Below are 17,007 nucleotides of genomic sequence, written 5' to 3'. Positions count from 1 at the left end.
GGTCGCAAGCCGCCCTTCCCCAGACGTAGCAGGCAGAAAAAGGAGACACCACGGAAAACAGGAGAGGTGACCGCGACCCGATCATTCGGGTAGAGAACTGCTCGATAGTATTCGGGCGGCGGACCCAGCAGGCGCTAGAGATGAGCCGGCAGGGGAAGAGCAAGGCGGAGGTAGAGAAGGCGACGGGGTCCACCATCGGCGCCTACGACGCCACCTTTCACGTCTATCCGGGCGAGATCTTCGTGATCATCGGCCTTTCCGGGAGCGGAAAGTCCACGATCCTCAGGGCCGTCAACGGCCTGAACGAGCTGACCGAGGGCGACGTCTACCTCGACGGGGACCACATCTCCAAGATGCCCTCCAAGCAGCTAAGAGAGGTCCGGCGCAAAAAGATCGGGATGGTCTTCCAGCACTTCGGGCTCTTGCCGAACCGGACCGTCCTCGACAACATCTCCTTCGGCCTGGAGATACAGGGTGTGCCCAAAGGCGAGCGCCGCAAGGCCGCCGAGGAGACCCTCGACATGGTCGGTTTGCAGGGCCAGGGCGATAAGCTCATAACAGAGCTCTCGGGCGGGATGCAGCAGAGGGTCGGGCTCGCGCGCGCGCTGGCCACCAAGCAGGAAGTCTTGCTCATGGACGAGCCGTTCAGCGCGCTGGACCCCCTGATCCGGCGCGACATGCAGAACCTGTTCCTCTCGATCCAGGGCGAGATCCAGCGAACGGTCGTCTTCGTGACCCACGACCTCGACGAGGCGCTCACGCTGGGCCACCGGGTTGCGATCATGAAGGACGGCAAGATCGTGCAGTTGGGCACCCCGGAGCAGATCCTGCGCGAGCCCGCCGACGAGTACGTCGAACGCTTCGTGGAAGACGTGGACTACGCCAAGGTCCGCACCGCCGAGACCGTCATGGTGAAGCCCAAGAGCGTCGCCTACACCAACGAGGGCCCAACGGTAGTCCTGCGGCGCATGAAGCAGGAGGGACTCTCCCACATCTTCGTGCTGGAAGAAGACCGGCGCCTCGTAGGGATTGCCGAGGCCGAAGAGGTCGCCAGGCTCGCCGAGCGGGACGCGAGGGAACTCAGGCCCGCCATCGACAGGGGACCCCGCAAGGTCGGACGGAGGACCCCGTTGCGCGAGGTGCTGCCGCTCTTCGTGGACGACGGGAACGCGCCCGTCGCCGTCACTAACGAAGAAGGCCGCCTCGAAGGCGCGGTAGTGCGCGGCTCGCTCATCGCCGGCCTCACCACGAGCACCGAACACCAGGACGACGAGGACGCCGGGAGCTTCAGCGGCGTAGGCCGCCACCCAAGCGAGGTCAACGGGGAGAGGCGGTAGGAATGGGTCGTCTGTCGCAGGCCCAGATCATCCCGGAGGACTGGATACCGCTCGAAGGCTGGGTAAACAGCGCGGAGGAGTACGTAACGGAGAAGTTCGACGGGTTCTTCGACGTCGTTCAAGACGTCATGGACACCTTCGTCGAGGCTCTGGTGTTCGTGTTGGCCGCGCCTCCCGAGTTGCTCATGATCACCATTTTGACGGTCGTCGCTTTCGTCGCTGCGGGCTGGCGGGTCGGGGTTTTCACCGTGTTGGGACTTTTGCTAATCGTCGGTCTCGGACTCTGGGATCAGTCTATGGAGACGCTCGCGCTGACCCTGGCGGCGACGGTCGTGTCGCTGGCTATCGGTATACCCATAGGAATAATAGCGGCCAAGAACCGCGGTTTCGAGACGTTCATCCGGCCCGTTCTGGACGTGATGCAGACGCTCCCGGCGTTCGTCTACCTGGTGCCCGTGGTGGTGCTGCTAAGCACCGGCAACCCGCCGGCCCTGATCGCGACGGTCATCTTCGCCACGCCGCCCGCCGTCCGCCTGACGATGCTGGGCATACAGCAGGTGCCAAAAGAGACCGTGGAGGCCGCCCACGCCTTCGGGGCAACGCCGTGGCAGACGCTGTCGAAGGTGGAGCTGCCGCTCTCGCTCCGGTCCATTATGGCCGGGGTCAACCAGGTCATCATGCTCTCGCTCTCGATGGCGGTCATCGCCGGGTTGGTCGGCTTCGGAGGATTGGGCGAGATCGTGGTCGCAGGTCTCGGCCAGCTCAACGTCGGGCAGGCGATGGTGGGCGGGGTGGGGATCGTGATCCTCGCCATCATCCTCGACCGCGTCACGCGCGGCCTGGAGAGAACAAAGGACAAAGGAGGCGGTATCTCGAAGGTCTTCTCGGGTAAGAGATCGAACCCCGGGTCGGTGTCCGGTGCGTCCGTCGGCGCGGGGTCTTCGTCCGATGGAGGATCTGGTAATTGAACCTTCGGGGGTCGAGCATCCAGGAAGGCATCCCGAACGTACGTATCTTTTAAGCACCATCGAACCGCGCAATAGCCGTGTTCGAGACGTGTAGTCGACATGAAGGCGAGGACATGAAGATTAGCAAGAGTTTGCTGGCGGTTCTGTTGGCGCTCGTGGTCGCGCTGGCGATTGCCGGTTGCGGGGGGGCCCAATCCGGCGGCTCCTCGGGTGACAACTCCAGCAAGACGCTCACCCTCGGAAACATCGGCTGGACGGAGAACGTCGCCATAAACGGCTTGACCAAGGTAATCATGGAGGAAGACCTGGGCTACCAGGAAGTGGAGCTTCAGACGCTCGACCTCGGCCTCGTCTTCGAGGGTGTTGCCGGCGGCGACGTGGACGCCTTCCAGGACGTGTGGATGCCCAACCACGAGCAGTTGCTCGCGAAGGTCGAGAACGACGTCGAGCACCTCGACCCGTGGTACCAGGGCGAGACGGCCTTCGGGCTCGCGGTCCCGAGCTACATGAAGGACACCAACAGCATCGCGGACCTCAACGAGTCCGGGGCCGACAGGATCATCGGCATCGAGCCCGGCGCGATACTCGTGCAGAAGACCGAGGAAGACGTGATCCCGGCCTACAACCTCGACCTGGAACTCGAGGCCTCCAGCACCGCGGCGATGCTCTCCGAGGTCAGCCGGCTCTACCCGGACAAGGAGCCCTTCGTGTTCATGGGCTGGTCCCCGCACTGGATGAACACCAGGTACGACTTCAAGTACCTCGAAGACCCCAAGAACGCCCAGGGCAACCTCGACGAGCCGGCGAAGATCTCCAGCATCGTCAACGAGGACCTCGAGTCCGACGACCCCGTGGCCTACGCTTTCTTTAACGAGATCAGCCTCACCGAAGACGACCTGAACTCGCTGGAGGAAGAGATCCTCGCCGCCGACGACGACGCGGTGAAGGGCGCCGCTGCCTGGCTGGAGCAGAACCGCGACGTGGTCAAGCCGGCGATAGACGCCGCCAAACAGGCACAGTAGGGTTCGAACAACGGCGTACGTTCGTAGTGGGGGCTCCCGTGCGGAGCCCCCGCTCGTCTTCTCGGGAGAAGGTCTGGGGAGGAAGAGCCCGGTATTCCTGGCTGACGCGCGTCGGCCCGTGAGGTTATGATTCATGCTTCGAGGCAGGGGAACGTACAGGATCGAGCGCTGGTTCGCCGGTGGCGTGCCTCTGGTGTCGGTGCAGCCGGTGGAGGCCACAGCGCCGTTGCCGGTGGTGACGATCTACCACCGATTCTCCGGCCGCAATACGGATGACCTGCTCCGACTCGCCCTACCCCTGGCCGACTCCGGCGTCGCGGCCGTACTCCCCGAATCCGCCCTCCACGGGGAACGCGCCCCCCAGGACTTCGAAAGGCGCCTCGCAGACGACCGTGACGGCCTCTTCACCGACGTCCTCGAAGTCACGGTGCGCGAAGCCGCCGAGGTCTTTGACTGGATCTCCTCCCGCGAGGAACTTGACCCCTCCCGCATCGGGGTCATCGGCACCTCCATGGGCGGCGCCGTAGCATTGGCCGTCTCGTGCGGCCATCACTCCCCCGCCCCCAAGGTCTCCGTCGCCCTGATGCCGACCGCCCCGGGCCCCAAAAGCACCATCCGCCAGGAGGCAGCCTACTCCCCCAGACCGGAACTATGCTTCCCCACGGCGCTCATGATCGTGCACGGCACGGAGGACCGCACGGCCCCATACCCCAACGCCCGCTCCTTCTACGACACCCTCGTCCCCCACTACTCGGCCGCCCCAGAACGCCTCCGCTTCGTGGACATGCCGGGCGAAGACCACAGGGTCGGGGCGTACTGGATCGAGGAGACGCTCTCGTGGCTTGGAAGGTTTCTCTAGAGCGGTCAGCTATCAGCCTTCAGCTTCTCCCTGGTCGGAGTACCGACGCAGCGTGAACCGCCACCCGGTCAGTCCTGGCAGGAGAGGCACGATAGAAGGTAGAACCTCGCTTCGAGACTACTGGCTGATAGCTGACAGCTACTCATTCTGGTCCTACTGCGTCTCCGGGCGTCGAGACTGGTTCCAGCAACCCGATTTCCGAGGCCACGTGCGCGATAAGCCGTCCGCCGGCAATGGCTTGCGTGAGGCCGTCCAGGTCGGGCCAGTGTTCTTCGGGCTCGGTGGCGGCGTAGCGGGAGACGAGGTCGTAGGCCGCGCGACTGCCGGTGCCGAGGCGGGGACGGCCGCGCAGATCCACGGCGCGGGTGGCGACGGTAAGCTCGAGGGCGGCGATGCGGCGGGCTACGTCCACGAGCTCGTCGGTCTTGCGGACGCCTAAGGGGGCCATGCTGGCGTGGTCTTCTACGCCCTCGGCGATCTGGCCCCGGTAGTCGAGCGAGACGGGGTTGGCGAGCACGCGCGCCTCCGCGGCGAGCGAGGCGGAGGTGTAACCCAGGGGCCGCAGCCCCTCGTCGCCGTCGCGGGCGGCGAGGCCGGTCGGGAGGCCGGAGAACTGGGACCAGAGGTGCTTCTGGATGCGCTCGTTGGCGAGGTGGACTACCTGGGCTACGGCCACGCGGAGGAGGTCGAAGGCGACGGCGAGGGCGACGACGTCGAAGTTGCCGACGGAGATGATCGTCTTGTCTTCTATGAGGACGAGTGGGTTGTCGCCGGCGGAGTTGATCTCCACCTCCATCGTCCCCCTGGCGTACGCGTGCGCGTCGTAGCTGGCCCCGTGGGTCTGCGGCACGCACCGGAACGAGAGCGGGTCCTGAAGGTTTCTTGCGGCCCCAGGCCGCCACAAATAGCTGTCCGCGAGCAACTCCCGCAGCCTGTCCGCCGCCCGCGCCTGCCCGGGATGCGGCCGTAGCCGGGCCGCCTCGGGGTGCACGGTCGAGAGGTTCGCCCCGAAGGCTTCCATCGAGAGGGCCGCCGTTATGTCGAAGACGTCGAGCAGGTCGGCCACGTCGGAGAGGACCAGCGAGCCGTGGCCCATCGTGATGCCGTTGGCGCTTATGAGGGCGAGGCCCTCTTTGGCCTTTAATCGGATGGGTTGGAGGCCCGCGGCTCTCAACGCGGCGGTCCCGCCCATGCGCTCGCCCCTGTAGTCGGCCTCGCCACGGCCGATGAGGACCTGCCCGATCTCGGCCATCTCCGCGAGGTCCGCCTGCCCGACCGACCCCCCGAGCCGCACGACGGGATGCACCCCAGCATTCAACGCGTCCACGAACGCCCCGAGAAGCTCGGTCCTCACCCCCACCCCGCCCTTCGCCATCCCGTTGACGCGCGTCACCATCATCGCCCGCACGATTTCAGGGCTTACCTCGGCCCCCTGGTGCGTCGTGTGCCGGCTTACGAGCGTCGCGGAGAACTGCTCCAGGTGCTCGAACGGCACCCTGTAACGCGAGAGCGACCCGACGCCCGTGTTCATCCCGTAGACAGGGTCACCCCTCTCTAACACGTGCTCGACCACCTCCCGCGCCCGCCGCACCCGGTCGAGAGCCTCCCCGGAGACCGCGACCCTCGCCCCCCGCCGCGCCACCCGCACGACCTCCTCTATGTACAGGTCGTCGCCCGTGAGAACTACCGTGCCCCCACCCAAAGATAGAGGGTCCAAACCCCACTCTCCTGAATCTAACAATTCTTTGTTTTACGCACGTCGCTTTGTTCTGTATAATTTTATTCATGCAGTCTAGCAAACGCGGGGGGTCATGAACAGGGCGGCATTCTAGGGTGGCTTCGTCTTCCATGGAGAACGGTCTGGAGCGGTTGCCGGCGCTCTTCGACGGGGGGAGGCTCTCGCCGACGCAGCGGCGGGTGGCGCGGTACGTGGCCGACCATCCGAGGGAGGCGCCGTTCCTGTCGAGCGTGGAGCTCGCGTCCAGGGCCGGGGTCAGCCAGCCCACGGTAACGCGGCTGGCGGTCGCGCTCGGGTACGGGGGATACGGGGAGTTCCAGAAGGATCTTCGTCGAGTCGTCCTCGGCACGGTAGAAGAGGCCGGTGGCAACAAGTTCCAGGCGGCCGTGGACGAGGAGATCTCCAACCTCCGCGCCTTGCGCGGGGCTCTGGAGGACGACGGGAAGATAGCTGAACTGGGGCGGGACCTCGCCTCCTCGGTACCGCTCGTCGTGGTCGGTTTGAGGGCGAGCGCGCCGCTCGCGGGGTTCTTCTCGTACTTCGCGGAGAAGCTGCACCCGGACGTCAGGACCATCACGGACGGCGGGAGCGCCGGCACGGACCGCCTGGCCCAGGCGAGGCGCGCGGGCGCCGGGTGGGCGCTCTGCTTCGTGCTGCCCCGTTATCCGAGGGAGACCCTGGCGTTGATGGAGTACGCGCGGGAGCTCGGGCTTCGGGTCGCCGCCGTGAGCGACAGGGTAGGCGGCCCGGTATCCGGGGCCGCCGAGGTCGTGCTGCCGGCGGGAGTGGGGACGAGGCTCGTCTTCGATTCGCAGACCGCGGCGATGGCGCTCTCGACGGTCCTGATCGAAGCCCTCTCCGACGCCGCCCCCCGGCGGGCGCAGGCCAACCTCGAAGATTTCGAACAACGCGCCCAGAACCTGGGCTGGTTCGCCGAATGACGTTGGCAAGGGTTCACGGACGCATCGAGGAGCTCTTCGCCCTCTCGCCGGGAAAGAACGGCGGCGCCTCTCGCCCGGCGTTCTCCCGGGCCGAGGCCCGGGCGATGCTGCTGGTGGCCGCCTGGGCACGCGAGGCGGGCCTCGAACCGAGCGTCGACCCGCACGGCAACCTCTGGTGCCTCCCGCCAGGCGACGCGCCCTGCGTCACGAGCGGCTCGCACGTCGACACCGTGCCCGGCGGGGGCAGGTACGACGGACCTTTGGGCACCGTGCTCGCCGTCGAGGCCGCATCAAGGGCCGGCGGGGGTCGGGGCGTGCTCGTGTGCGCCGCCGAAGAGGCTTCGCGCTTCGGGGCGGGCACCATCGGGTCGCGCTCCATGACGGGCAAGCTCTCGGAAGGAGATCTCTCACGGCTTCGGGACACCGGCGGCCTCGACGCCTTGACGGCCCGCGCCGAGTACCTCGACGCCCTGGGAGGCCTTCCGCGTCTCCGAAGCGCCCCACTCGAAAGGGTCTCATCCCACGTCGAGGTCCACATAGAGCAGCGCGCCGCCCTGCGCGACAAAGGGCTCTCCCTGGGGGTTGCGACGACCATCGCAGGCCCCGTCCGCCACGGGCTGCGGTTCTCCGGCGAGGTCGCCCACGCCGGGGAGACCCCGGCCTCAGAACGCCGCGACGCCCTCTGCGCCGCGGCTGAGACCGTGCTGCTCGCCGAGGAACTCGGCCGCCGTTGCGCGCCGGAGACGACGGCGACCGTGGGCACCCTGGAGATCCACCCAAACTCCCTCACGAGCATCCCCGGCACGGCGAAACTCGGCGTCGACATCAGGGGCGTGAGACCCGGCGGGGCGCGGCGTCTGCTGGAGGAGTTGCTGGACGGCGCGCGGAAAGCCGCGGATCGGCGCGGCGTGTACCTGGAGGAAGGGCAGATCTCGGCATCCGAACCGACGGAGATGGACGGGGCGATGGTCGCCGCCGTCGAGGAGGCGTGCGCGCGGCTTGGGGTCCGGTGCGGCCGGTGCGTCAGCTTCGCCGGCCACGACGCCCAGCACCTAGCCGCGGTCGTCCCGTCAGCGCTCCTCTTCGTGGCCTCCGAGAACGGCGTGAGCCACGCGCCGGGGGAGGCGGTCGCGGAAGAGGACGTGGAGGCGGCCCTGGGGGTGCTTTGCCTGTTGATGGAAAGCCCGCGAGGAGAGCCGTCGGTGATGCTTCGGGGCCTGCGATGACGTCCGCGGGCGGGGAGGTTCGGGTGGACCGCATGGACACGGAGGCCGTGGTGGCGATCGCCCGTCGCGGGGCGACGGTGAAAGTCGACGAGGAGGCACGGGGGCGTGTGCGGGCGGCGCGGGTACACGTCGAGGGGATCACCGACGGGGGAACCGCGGTCTACGGCGTAAACACGGGCTTCGGGGCGCTGGCGAACACGCGCATCGCGCCCGAGGCCGGGCGCGAGCTGCAGAGGTCGCTACTGCGGAGCCACGCGGCCGGGGTCGGCCCGTTTATAGAGCCCGAGGTCGTGCGCGGGATGATGGCGATCCGGGTAAAGACCCTGGCGATGGGTTATTCGGGCGTGCGGGTGGAGCTGGTCGACGCCCTGGCCGCGATGCTCGACTCGGGCGTGGTGCCAGCCGTCCCGGAACACGGCTCGCTCGGCGCCAGCGGGGACCTCGCCCCCCTCGCCCACATCGGCCTGTGCCTCTGCGGGGAAGGCTGGGCGCTCGAGGACGGGGAAACCGTCCCCGCAGCGGAGGCGCTCTCGAAGCGGGGCCTCGAACCCTTCGTCCTGCGGGAGAAAGAGGGGCTCTCCCTCATAAACGGCACGGACGGGATGCTGGCGATGCTCGTCCTCGCCCTCGAAGACCTCGGGCTCCTGCTCGACGCGGCGGACCTGGCGGCGGCCATGAGCGTCGAGGGCGCCTTCGGGACCGACCGCGTCTTCAAGGAGGAGCTCCACGCCATAAGGCCCCATCCCGGACAGGCCGAGAGCGCCGGCAACATCGCCCGGATGCTCGCGGGGAGCGGGATCGTCTCCTCCCACAAGGCCTCCCGCCACCTCGTCCAGGACGCCTACTCCCTGCGCTGCGCCCCCGTCGTCTGCGGCGCGGCCCGCGACACCCTCGGGTTCGCCAGGCTTGCCGCCGAGAGGGAGCTGAGTTCCGTGACCGACAACCCCGTGGTGTTGCCGGACGGGCGGGTCGAGAGCGCCGGCAACTTCCACGGGGAGCCTCTCGCCCTGCCGCTGGACTTTCTCGCCATCGCGGCGTCCGAGGTGGGCGCGATCTCGGAGCGCAGGATCGACCGCCTCCTCGACCCCTCCCGCTCCCAGGGGCTGCCAGCGTTTCTAGCGGTCGACCCGGGCGTCAACTCCGGGTACATGATCTCCCACTACACCGCGGCCGCCCTCGCCGAAGAGAACCGCCGCCTCGCGAACCCGGCGAGCACAGGCTCCCTTCCGACCTCCGCCATGCAAGAAGACCACAACTCGATGGGCTGGAGCGCCGCCCGCAAGCTGCGCCAGGTCCTTACCAACCTCTCCCGCATCCTGGCCGCGGAACTCCTCTGCGCCGCCCAGGCGATAGAGCTCCGCGCGCCGCTGGAGCCGGCCCCCGCCACCCGCGCCGCCCTGAAAACTATAAGGGAGCGCGTCCCCTTCACGGACCGGGACCGCTTCCTGGCCCCCGACCTGAAGGCGATGCAGGACCTCGTCGAGTCGGGAGAAGCCGTGAAGGCCGCCAGAGAAGCCGCGAACGCACCAGCCGCAAGGAGGCAGCAGTGACGAGCGTCGAGAAGGCACCCACCATCCGCGCCCCGAGGGGCACGGACCTCACCTGCAAGGGCTGGCACCAGGAGGCCGCCCTCAGGATGCTCATGAACAACCTCGACCCCGATGTAGCCGAACGCCCGGAAGACCTCGTCGTCTACGGGGGGACCGGGAAAGCGGCCAGAAGTTGGGAGGCGTTCTGGGCGATAGTCTCGACCCTCCAGGGCCTCGATAACGACGAGACGTTGCTCGTCCAGTCGGGGAAGCCCGTGGCGGTCTTCAGGACGCACCCGTGGGCGCCGCGCGTCCTGATCGCCAACTCCCTCCTCGTCCCCGAGTGGGCCGACTGGAAGACCTTCAGGGAGCTCGAAAAAGCGGGCCTGACGATGTACGGCCAGATGACCGCGGGATCCTGGATCTACATAGGCACCCAGGGCATCCTCCAGGGCACCTACGAGACCTTCGCGGCGGTGGCCGAAAAACGCTTCGGCGGCACGCTTAAGGGACGCATCTCCCTGACCGCGGGCCTCGGGGGGATGGGCGGGGCTCAGCCACTCGCCATAACGATGAACGAGGGGGTCGCCCTCTGCGTCGAGGTGGACGAGGCCAGGATCGAACGCCGCATCGAACACCGCTACCTCGACGAACGCGTAGACGACCTCGACGCCGCCGTCTCCCGCGCCGAGGAAGCGAAACGCAACGGTGAACCCGTCTCCATCGGCATCCTCGGCAACGCGGCCGAAGTCTTTCCGGCCCTCCTGAACCGCGGCTTCGTCCCCGACGTCGTCACGGACCAGACTTCGGCCCACGACCCGCTGGTCGGCTACGTCCCGGCCGGCTACGACCTGGACACCGCCGCAGATCTGCGCGGGGCAAACCCGGACCGCTACGTCGAGGAGGCCCGCCGCTCGATGGCCGTCCACTGCGAGGCGATGGTCGGCTTCGGGGAGCGCGGAGCCGAGGTCTTCGATTACGGCAACTCCCTGCGCGGCGAGGCCAAGCTCGGCGGCTACGGCAAAGCGTACAGCTATCCGGGTTTCGTTCCGGCCTACATCAGGCCGCTGTTCTGCGAGGGCAAGGGGCCTTTCCGGTGGGCGGCGCTATCCGGAGATCCGGCAGACATAGCCGCGACCGACGACGCGATGCTGGATCTGTTCCCCGAGAACGAGCGTCTGACGCGTTGGATCTCCGAGGCCCGCGAGAAGGTCCACTTCCAGGGCCTCCCCTCCCGCATCTGCTGGCTCGGCGCGGGCGAGCGCCACCGCGCCGGCCTCCGCTTCAACGAGCTAGTCGCCGAAGGCACCATAAGCGCCCCCATTATCATAGGCCGCGACCACCTCGACACGGGCAGCGTCGCCTCACCCTACCGCGAGACTGAGGCCATGAAAGACGGCTCCGACGCCATAGCCGACTGGCCCGTCCTGAACGCCCTGCTCGCAACCGCAGGCGGCGCGAGCTGGGTGGCGGTCCACCACGGCGGCGGCGTCGGCATCGGCCGCTCCATCCACGCCGGCGCCCAGGTCCTCGCCGACGGAACCGAAGAGGGCGCCGCCAGGCTCGCCCGCGTCCTCTTCAACGACCCCGGCATAGGAGTGGTCCGCCACGCCGACGCCGGCTACGAAACGGCGCGGGCCGCCGCCGGGCGACTTGGTATCCAGATGCCGATGATGGATGAGTAAGGTTTCGGATAGGCCATCAGGCTTCGGGTTTGGTTGGTAACGGACGCATGTCCGCCAAGCTAGATCGGCGGATTGGCGCATGAAAAGGGTGCTTGTGCCGGATCTCATCGTGGACGCGCGTGGGGCGCGTGGCGGTATCGGCGTGGGTGTAGATGATGGGGTCGTGGTTGGGGTTGGGCCGGCTTCTGAGGGGGAGCGGTTGGCCGGCCGGGCTTTGATGCCGGGGTTCGTGAACGACCACAGCCACGCCTTTCAGCGCGGGCTGCGGGGTCTTGTGGAGAGGGTGGATTCGGGGCACCCGCGCGACGATTTCTGGACGTGGCGGGAGCGGATGTACGCGCTGGCCGAGGGATCGGACCCTGATTCGATGCGGGAGGCCGGGCGGCGGTGTTACGCGGAGATGCTGTCGGCCGGGTACACGAGCGTGACGGAGTTCCACTACGTACACCACCGCCCGGACGGTACGCCGTACGAGGACCCGAACGCGCTGGCTAAGGCCCTGATCTCCGCGGCCGAGGACGTCGGTATCGGGCTGCTGCTGCTCCCAGTGGCCTACGCCCGGGGCGGCCTGCCACGTTTTCGAGACCCCGACCTCGAAGATTTCCTGGCAAGGGTGGACTCTTTGAGGGACCGGGCAAAAGGCCTTCGTTTCGTAGACATCGGGGTGGCGGCGCACAGCGTGCGGGCGGTGCCGCGCGGGTGGCTGGAGGGGATCGCGGAGTATGCCAACGCCAACGGCCTGCCCCTCCACGCCCACGCGGACGAGCAGCCGCGTGAGGTCGAGGAGTGCGTACGGGAGCACGGGATGAGGCCCGTCGAGCTTCTGGCGGAGACCGGGTTTCTCGGCCCGCGCGCGACCGTCGTCCACGCCACGCACGCGGACGCCCGCGAGCTAGACCTCATCTCCGAACGCGGCTCCACGATCTGCGCGTGTCCCACGACGGAGGGCAATTTGGGGGACGGGTTCTTGCCGGCGGATGGCATCGTGGGGCGCGGCATCCCGCTCTCCATCGGGTCCGACTCGCACGTTCGGCTGGATCCTTTCGAGGAGCTGAGGGAGATAGAGACGAACGCGCGGAGGCTCTGTGGAAGCAGAAACGTCCTCGTGCCATCAGGGGAGCTTTCGCCGACGCCGTGGCTCCTGCGGGCGGGCTGGGGGCGGGAGGCGTTGGAGCCGGGCGTGGCGGCTGACTTTATCGAGATCGACCTGACGCATCCGGCGGTGGCGGACGTAGAGCCCGAAGCGCTGCCGTCCGCGCTCGTCTTTGGGGCGGGAAGCGCCGTCGTGGCGGGGACGTGGGTGGCCGGACGGAAGGTGTTCGGCGATGGCTGAAACCACGCTCTTTGTCCACGACCTCGCGGCGGCCGTGTCGCCGCGAGGGAGCGGGCCGCTTCGCGGGCGGGACCTGGGAGGGTTGCAGGTCCACTCTCCCGCCTCCGTGGCGATCGCCGGAGATCGCGTCTTGGCCGTGGGAGCGCCGGATGAGGTGCTGCGGGACTATCCGCCCAGACCGGATTGCGAGACGATGGACGGGCGTGGGAAGGTCGCCTTGCCCGGTTTGGTGGATTGCCACGCCCACCCGGCCTTTCTCGGGGACCGGGCGGCGGAGTTCGAGTTGCGGTCGGGCGGGGCTTCGTACGAGGAGATCCACGCCTCCGGCGGCGGCATCCTCTCGACCGTGGAAGCGACCCGCCGGGGGAGCGAGGAGGAGCTTACCGCCGCGGTGCGGCGGCACCTGGCCTGGATGCTGGAACACGGCACCACGACCGCGGAGGCAAAGTCCGGCTACGGGCTCGACGCGGAGACCGAGATCAAATCCCTCAAGGCAATCACGAACGCCGCGAAAGGGAGCTTCATCGACGTCTCCCCCACCTTCCTCGGCGCCCACACGGTGCCGCCGGAGTTCGACACCGCCGCCGAGTACGTCGGGTTCGTGGTCCGGTCGGCGCTCCCCGAGGCCGCCACGCTGGCCCGCCAGGCCGACGTCTTCCTGGAGCGGGGCTCGTTTGAGGTCCCCGAGGCGCGGCGTTACCTTGAGGCGTGCCGGGAGCACGGTCTGGCCCCGCGGTTGCACGCGGACCAGTTCTCCGAGCGCGGCGCCATCCCTCTGGCGATAGAGCTCGGCGCCCGCAGCGTGGACCACCTCGAAAACACGGGCGATGCCGGCGTCCGGCTGCTGGCGAAAAGCAACGTGGCCGCGGTCCTCCTCCCTGCGTGCGGCCTCTTCCTGGACCTCCCCCTTCCCCCCGCCCGTCGGCTCGCCGACGAAGGCGCCATCCTCGCGCTCGCCACGGACTTCAACCCCGGAAGCTCCTTCACCGAGTCCCTCCCGCTCGCCATGAACCTCGCCTGCACCCGCCTCGGCCTCTCCCCCGCCGAATCCCTGACGGCCTGCACGGCGAACGCGGCCCACGTACTCGATCTCCCAGACGTGGGGCGCCTGGCCCCCGGCTACAAGGCCGACGTCCTCGTCCTCGACGCCCCGGACTGGCGTTACCTCGCCTACCACCTCGGCGGAGACCGTTTCGCGGCGACGATAAAAGCCGGCCGGCTTGTCAGCTAGTCAGCCCGCTGCGCCCTCCGGGCTCCGCTCGTCAGCACGCTTCGGCCTATGGCCTCCGCTCTCAGCCTGTCAGCTTCTTGCCGCGCGGGGCGGGACCGGGGCGCGCTTTGCGCAGGGGTTCGGGTGCCGGGAGACGCAACGTGTACAAATGACTTGCTGACAAGCTGACGAGGCGCGGAGCGCCGGGCTGAATTGCTATACACTAGCTCCATGGCAACGACGGTACGCATAAAGCCCGAGCTCATAACGGAACATAGACTTCGGATCGAGATGTACGGCCTCGAAGACGAGGACATCGAGAACACCATCCGGATGAAGGGCTGGGCGTGGGTCCTCGCCCGCAAGGGCTGGTCGTACGCCGGGGAGCCTGACTTCGTATTTCGCCAGATCCGGGAGGTCGTGATCGCCCTGCCGGACATCACCTTCCAGGAAGATTCCATCGAGGAGTCGATCCGCACGGTTGAACAAAAGGCCCGCTCCGACGAGGAACGCGAGGAAGGCCGCGCCCTCCTGCGCCAGGCCTTCGAAAAAACGGGCCAGATGGACACGGCCAAACCGCACCTGTAAGAACCGCAATCACCCCCCGGGCTCATAACCCACCCCCCCAACATAAACGTCACACCCCGCCCGGGCCCTCTTTCTCGACCGGGCGCCGCCGGTACAGGACGTAAAGCGGCAACAGGGCGGCCAGCGGGACCGTCACGCTAACGGTCGTCGCCACCGGCATCAGCGCGTCCCAGCCCGCGAAGCCGTTGTTGACGAGGTTGCTGAACGGTCCTACCAGGCGCGAGGTGAGGGTAACGATAAGTGCCAGGGGCAGGAAGACGCCGCGCGGCGAGAGCGCCATGAGGGCCAGCGGCAGCGCCGCGTACCAGGGCCAGGTGCCGGCCGAGACGACGAGCAGGTAGAAGACGGAGATCCAGGCGCACGCCCGCAGGAGTTCCGGGGCGCTTCGCGCCCGCCAGCCGGCGACGACCGCGAACACCACCAGAGAGAGCCCCAGCAGGCGCAACGTCACGGCCGCCGCGCCGTCCGGGTAGACTTGCAGGGCCAGCCAGTAGAGGCTCCCCGACGGCGTCGGGGCCAGGAAGGGCAGGCCCTGTTGGCGCACGGCGTCGAATGTACCGGCGCCGATCCAGAACGGCCAGTAGAGAGCGGCCGCCAGGAGCAGGCCGAGAAAGAGGGCCAAAGAGACGGAGAGGGCGAGGCGCGGCGCGCCTCGCCGGGTGCGCCAGAGGTAGACCGCCTGCGCCGGTGAGAACACGATCGGCAGGTACTTCACGAGCACGCCAAGGACAACGCCCATCACGGAGAGCGCGGGCCTGGCGGTGACGGTAAACAAGAGCGAGACGAGGACGCATAGGACCATGACCGCGTCGTTGTGCCCCTCCGCGGCGAACTCGAACACGATCAGAGGGTTCCACAAGTAGACCAGGGTACCGAGCAGTTGATCCTCCGGCCGCACGCGGCCGAGTATCGTCCAGATCAGGCCCGCGCACCCGAGGCTCGCGAGCACGACGAGGGACTTGGTGAGCAACAACGCCCCAGGAACGCTCCCCGTCAGCGACGCGGCGAGCGCCTCGATCCACGTCCACAGCGCCCCGTAGGGCGATGGCCCGTGGACCGGAAGCCACCCGAACGACGCCAGTTGCCGGGCGAGCTCAGTCGTGTCGCCCCTGTAGGCGATCTCGGCCGCCGCCCTGGCGTAGGGGTTGAGGCCGTGCGCGGTGCTCATAAAGCCGTGCGCGACGTAGGTCAGCGCGTCTATGGACTGGTAGGGGCGCCCGAAGAGGAGGCCCACGTTGAAGAGGACGGGGAAGCCCAGCGCCAGCGTGCGCGCCCGACCGTCCCGGAGCAGGCCGCGGCGGCAGAGGACGAGGATCCACCAGTACAGCGCGAAGAGCAGCGCGGTCGCCGCGAAATAGACGCCGAGCTCCAGCGCCAGGCGGGGCGCGTCGGGCGGGGTGCCGCGGACCGCCGCCCCGGCGACTTCGGCGCGTTGGCCGTTGCGGAAGATCGCCCACCCTGCCGCGTACCCAACCAGGTAAAGGGCGCCGCTCGACAGCCCGATCAGGACCACCCACGATGCGGCCCTCCGCCCTCCGATCAAATCGCCGTACGGCAGCTCACCACCGGGCATCCGGCGCGACTCAGCCGCCGATCTCCTTTCGGGCAAGGGGACAATCCGGCACCTACTCCTTGAGGAAAGGGAGCCGGTCGTAGAGGACGAAGCGCTCGAAGTCCGGGTAGAATTCGCTCGTGGTGACGGGCTTGCGGGAAAAGCTGGCGAGGGGTTCTTTGACGCCCTTACCGGGTTCGTGCAGCGTGATAGAGACCGAGTTATCGTCGAGCTCTATCACGTTGTACGACGGCGGCATCGTACCGCGGACGCGCATGGTCGAGACGGTGCCGGAGTGGACTATGCGCACGCCGGAGATGCTCCACACGTAGGGTACGTGCCGGTGGCCGGAAAGGACCATGTCCACCTTCAGCTCGCGCAGGATGGCCATGACGTCCCCGGCGTCGCGCAGGTTGTTCACGTCCCGTCCCGTGCCGGGCACGGCGAGGATGTGGTGGTGGATCATGAGTATCTTCGGCCCCCGGTCCCAGTCCCGGAACTCCGAGTCGAGCCAGCGGTAATGCTCCCGCCCGACCTCACCCTCGTCGAGGTCGGGCTTCGTCGAGTCGAGCGAGACTATCTTGGCGACGCCCTCGGGCACGGGTATCTCGATCGACTTCTCCCTGATGCCGAAGAACTCCTCGAAGTGCCTGTAGCCCACGTTCTTGGCGTCGTGGTTGCCCATCGAGTAGACGACGTTCGGGCAGGTCAACCGGTCGAGGTAACCCTTCGCCTCCTCGAACTCCCAGCGGTAGCCCTCCATCGTCAGGTCGCCCACGACGGCGACCAGGTCCGGCTCGAGGGCGTTGGCCTCCTCGACGGTCGCCTCCAGGAGATCCTGCCTGAACAGTCCCGAGCCTACGTGGACATCCGACATCTGAACGATCCGCACGGTTGAGTCTCCCTCCCGGGTTCTGGCCGACCAGCGCCAACACTATACACGGAGGGGGCCGCGGCGCGAACGTCCGCTCCGCGCCTATCCGGGGCTCCACACCTTACGGGTTGAACTCCGTCTCGGG

14 protein-coding genes are annotated in these 17,007 nt (G+C 67.9%); 11 read left to right on the top strand and 3 right to left on the bottom strand.

Features of this window, described 5'->3' with window-relative positions; genetic code table 11:
* The first annotated feature begins 140 nt into the window (after window positions 1–140).
* The 4 genes from GBA63_RS07330 to GBA63_RS07315 all read left to right on the top strand — a co-directional run bounded on the left by GBA63_RS07330 (window position 141) and on the right by GBA63_RS07315 (window position 4,186).
* Window positions 141–1,337, top strand: a complete 1,197-nt coding sequence (locus GBA63_RS07330; RefSeq protein ID WP_166174828.1) for a quaternary amine ABC transporter ATP-binding protein — start codon at window positions 141–143, stop codon at window positions 1,335–1,337.
* Window positions 1,338–1,339: 2 nt separating this feature from the next.
* Window positions 1,340–2,305 (top strand): ABC transporter permease, encoded by a 966-nt coding sequence (locus tag GBA63_RS07325; protein ID WP_166174826.1) that lies wholly within the window; start codon window positions 1,340–1,342, stop codon window positions 2,303–2,305.
* A 113-nt stretch (window positions 2,306–2,418) separates the two neighbouring features.
* Entirely contained in the window at window positions 2,419–3,327 is a 909-nt protein-coding gene (locus tag GBA63_RS07320) for a glycine betaine ABC transporter substrate-binding protein (RefSeq protein ID WP_166174824.1), read from the top strand.
* Window positions 3,328–3,460: 133 nt separating this feature from the next.
* Window positions 3,461–4,186 carry an alpha/beta hydrolase family protein gene (locus GBA63_RS07315; RefSeq protein WP_166174822.1) on the top strand — a complete coding sequence of 242 codons (726 nt, stop codon included), beginning with the start codon at window positions 3,461–3,463 and terminating at the stop codon, window positions 4,184–4,186.
* 142 nt (window positions 4,187–4,328) lie between these two features.
* On the opposite strand, the gene GBA63_RS07310 is transcribed toward GBA63_RS07315, so the two are convergent.
* Window positions 4,329–5,903, bottom strand: coding sequence for an HAL/PAL/TAL family ammonia-lyase (locus GBA63_RS07310; RefSeq protein WP_166174820.1), 1,575 nt, complete (start codon window positions 5,901–5,903; stop codon window positions 4,329–4,331).
* A 116-nt stretch (window positions 5,904–6,019) separates the two neighbouring features.
* Between GBA63_RS07310 and GBA63_RS07305 the strand changes: the two genes are divergently transcribed.
* From GBA63_RS07305 to GBA63_RS07275, 7 genes are all read left to right on the top strand, one after another.
* On the top strand, window positions 6,020–6,865 hold the full coding sequence (locus GBA63_RS07305) for a MurR/RpiR family transcriptional regulator (RefSeq protein WP_228282356.1): 846 nt from the start codon (window positions 6,020–6,022) through the stop codon (window positions 6,863–6,865).
* 2 nt (window positions 6,866–6,867) lie between these two features.
* Window positions 6,868–8,091, top strand: a complete 1,224-nt coding sequence (locus GBA63_RS07300) for a Zn-dependent hydrolase (RefSeq protein WP_166174818.1) — start codon at window positions 6,868–6,870, stop codon at window positions 8,089–8,091.
* A gap of 32 nt (window positions 8,092–8,123) precedes the next feature.
* Window positions 8,124–9,641, top strand: a complete 1,518-nt coding sequence (gene hutH, locus GBA63_RS07295; protein ID WP_266096310.1) for a histidine ammonia-lyase — start codon at window positions 8,124–8,126, stop codon at window positions 9,639–9,641.
* Complete coding sequence (gene hutU / locus GBA63_RS07290; protein ID WP_166174814.1) at window positions 9,638–11,305, top strand: urocanate hydratase; 1,668 nt, start codon at window positions 9,638–9,640, stop codon at window positions 11,303–11,305. The genes hutH and hutU overlap by 4 nt, the downstream gene beginning before the upstream one ends.
* Window positions 11,306–11,399: 94 nt before the next feature.
* Window positions 11,400–12,638 (top strand): formimidoylglutamate deiminase, encoded by a 1,239-nt coding sequence (locus GBA63_RS07285; protein ID WP_166174812.1) that lies wholly within the window; start codon window positions 11,400–11,402, stop codon window positions 12,636–12,638.
* Window positions 12,631–13,869, top strand: coding sequence for an imidazolonepropionase (hutI, locus tag GBA63_RS07280; RefSeq protein WP_166174810.1), 1,239 nt, complete (start codon window positions 12,631–12,633; stop codon window positions 13,867–13,869). Before GBA63_RS07285 ends, hutI begins: the two co-directional genes overlap by 8 nt.
* Window positions 13,870–14,079: 210 nt before the next feature.
* Window positions 14,080–14,436, top strand: a complete 357-nt coding sequence (locus tag GBA63_RS07275) for a hypothetical protein (RefSeq protein ID WP_166174808.1) — start codon at window positions 14,080–14,082, stop codon at window positions 14,434–14,436.
* A 49-nt stretch (window positions 14,437–14,485) separates the two neighbouring features.
* Here the strand turns inward: GBA63_RS07275 and GBA63_RS07270 are convergent, their stop codons facing one another.
* Window positions 14,486–16,045, bottom strand: a complete 1,560-nt coding sequence (locus GBA63_RS07270) for a hypothetical protein (protein ID WP_166174806.1) — start codon at window positions 16,043–16,045, stop codon at window positions 14,486–14,488.
* Between the two features lie 16 nt (window positions 16,046–16,061).
* Window positions 16,062–16,880, bottom strand: a complete 819-nt coding sequence (locus GBA63_RS07265; RefSeq protein ID WP_166174804.1) for a metallophosphoesterase family protein — start codon at window positions 16,878–16,880, stop codon at window positions 16,062–16,064.
* Between the last annotated feature and the right edge of the window lie 127 nt (window positions 16,881–17,007).

This window comes from Rubrobacter tropicus, assembly GCF_011492945.1.
Taxonomy (GTDB): domain Bacteria; phylum Actinomycetota; class Rubrobacteria; order Rubrobacterales; family Rubrobacteraceae; genus Rubrobacter_D; species Rubrobacter_D tropicus.
This window is presented reverse-complemented; position numbering and strand designations above follow the sequence as displayed.